The sequence below is a fragment of the Phycicoccus ginsengisoli genome, from assembly GCF_054779295.1.
The window spans coordinates 1-1,069 of record NZ_BAAGYN010000021.1 but is presented as its reverse complement, the minus strand read 5'-3'; the positions used below and the strand labels follow the sequence as shown (position 1 = coordinate 1,069).

Here is a 1,069-nt window from a genome sequence, read left to right as displayed (position 1 = left end):
GTTCGTCGGTGACCCATTCGTCGTGGGTGTCGGCCAAGACGGCTCCGACGAGGCGGATCACGGCGGCGTCGTTGGGGAAGATGCCCACGACCCGGGCGCGGCGTTTGATCTCCTTGTTCAGGCGTTCGAGAGGGTTGGTGGACCAGATCTTGCGCCAGTGCGCCCGCGGGAAGGCGTTGAACGCCAATACTTCTGCCTTGGCATCGTCCATCAGCGGCCCGGTTTTGGGGAACCGTGCGGCGAGCTGGTCGCGCACCGCCTCCCAGGTCGCTGACATCGATTCCCGGTCGGGCTGGGCGAAGATGGTGCGGAACAGCGCGGCAACCATCTCGACCTGCCCCTTGGGGACATGGGCGAGCAGGTTGCGGATGAAGTGCACCCGGCAGCGTTGGTGCGCCACGCCTTGCAGGGACCGGCCGAGGGCGGCGACCAGGCCCGCGTGCTGGTCGGAGATGACCAGCCGGACCCCGGCCAGGCCGCGCTTCTTCAAGGTGGTCAGGAAGGCCCGCCAGAACACCTCGTCCTCGCTGTCCCCGACATCGAGGCCGAGGATCTCCCGGCGCCCCTGCTCGGTCACGCCGGTGGCCACGACGACGGCCTTGGAGACGACCTGGGAGGCCTGGGTGCGCACGTGCAGGTACGTGGCGTCGAGGAAGACGTAAGGGAACTCGGCGTGGTCCAGCCGGCGGGTGCGGAACGCGCCGACCACCTCATCGAGGCCCGCGCAGATCCGCGACACTTCCGACTTGGACACCCCGGAGGCGCCCATCGCGGCGACCAGGTCGTCCACGCCGCGGGTCGAGACGCCCTTCACGTAGGCCTCCATCACCACCGCGTACAACGCCTGGTCGATCCGCCGGCGTGGCTCCAGGATGCTCGGGAAGAACGACCCCGGGCGCAGCTTGGGGATGCCCAGCTGGACATCGCCGGCCTTGGTCGTCAACAACCGCGGCCGGTGCCCGTTGCGTTCGGCCGTGCGCGCCTCGGTCCGCTCGTACCGGCCCGCGCCGATCACCTCGGCCGCCTCGGCCTCGATCAACTCCTGCAACACGGTACGGACCGACTCACG

General features: G+C 69.3%; 1 protein-coding gene. It reads right to left on the bottom strand.

The window, feature by feature from the left end; genetic code table 11:
* On the bottom strand, window positions 1-1,069 hold a 1,069-nt coding region (locus ACYVDO_RS19670), incomplete at both ends, for an IS256 family transposase (protein WP_460939087.1).